This is a genomic window from Bifidobacterium tibiigranuli (assembly GCF_009371885.1).
Lineage (GTDB): Bacteria > Actinomycetota > Actinomycetes > Actinomycetales > Bifidobacteriaceae > Bifidobacterium > Bifidobacterium tibiigranuli.
The window spans coordinates 1-1,439 of sequence record NZ_QLZA01000023.1 but is presented as its reverse complement, the minus strand read 5'-3'; the positions used below and the strand labels follow the sequence as shown (position 1 = coordinate 1,439).

Sequence of the window (1,439 nt, the reverse complement as noted above, 5' to 3'; positions counted from 1 at the left end):
ATAGATATAAGTGAGCTAATCCGTAAAGGGGTCAGCACAGACTTTGGTGGCAGTTTTTTGTGCACGCTTTCCGCGGTCACTGCCTTAGCCTGTAGTCTTCGGCTAGTGGTCTTCCCGCAGGAGTCGGCCCAAATCACTGCCAATATTACACTGAAAAGATTATAATATATAATTTAAATAGCGGTGGTGTTTATTATGTTGAATAAATCAATTGATAAATGAGCCAACTTTGATCTGAAAGACCGCTACTATTTTGAAAAATAACTATACAAATATAAATAAACAAACCTTAGGTGAATTAGGCACTGAACCCTTAGAATGGGAACTTAATAAAAACACTTTGTTCTAGGCTGCTAATTCCTTATATTTTATGGGAGCTAAGTAGCCTAGTTTTTGTTGAATTCGATTATTATTATAGTTTTTAATGTAATTTTCGACAATATCTATTACAATTTGGTTAGAGCTATTGAGCTCATTGTTTATGTAGAAAGCTTCACACTTTAGCGAGGAATGGAAACTTTCTATAGGGGCGTTATCAGCTGGTGTTCCCTTTCGGGACATACTTCTGATAATGCCTTTTTCTTCGCTCAATTGATAATAAGCATAAGATGTATAAACGCTGCCTTGATCACTATGTAATATACAACCCTCAGGTATATCGATTTGATTTAATGTATCATTAACTAAATTTTGGTCTTGTTTATCATCTATTTTATACGCCACAATTTCTCCGTTATAAACATCCATAATTGAAGATAAATACAACATAGAGTTACCGAAAGGTAAATAAGTAATATCAGTTGTTAATACTTCCATTGGTTGGTTATCTTTAAACTGTCTTTGTAATAAATTCTCTGTTTTATAATAAGGTTTGCCAATTTTTTTAGATTTTTTAGGCCTAACTCGGCAGTTCAGATTATACTCTCGCATGATTCGCTGAACTCTTTTATGATTAATTGATGCTGAATACAATTGATTAATCAACGCTGTAATTTTGCGATAACCGTAGGTGAAATTATTTTCTTCACATAATTCAATAATCTTTTGAGTCACTTTATCTTTTTCATTGTTCTTGTGTTTCCATCTATAGTATGTCGATTTAGGTATTTCTAAAACATCAAGTATCATTTTGATTGAATACTTATGCTTTAATTGATTAACTAATTCTACAATTACTTTTGGTACCACTTCCTTTCCAATTCCTTGTACTTTTTTAAAATATTCAATTCTATATCTTTTCTCTTATTTTCTAATTTTAATTGTTCTACTTCTGACAGCTCTTCTATTCCTTTACCGTAGGTATATTGTTTACCCACATGTTGTGAAAATCTATAACTTTCCCCATTTCGATACCATCGCCACCAAGTTTTCACTTGTGTTCTATTTCTAATATTTAATTCTTTCATAATTTCTTTTGTTGAAAATCCTGCTGCTTTAGA

At 31.9% G+C, this 1,439-nt stretch carries 1 protein-coding gene; it reads right to left on the bottom strand.

The window, feature by feature from the left end:
- Nucleotides 1-345: 345 nt before the first annotated feature.
- Nucleotides 346-1,439 (bottom strand): IS3 family transposase gene (locus tag DDF78_RS11575; protein WP_152587880.1). Its coding sequence is split into 2 segments (ribosomal slippage), with 1,095 coding nucleotides annotated over them: nucleotides 346-1,217 and nucleotides 1,217-1,439; the frame shifts between segments, so codons are not numbered across the junction. This gene is flagged as partial in the annotation.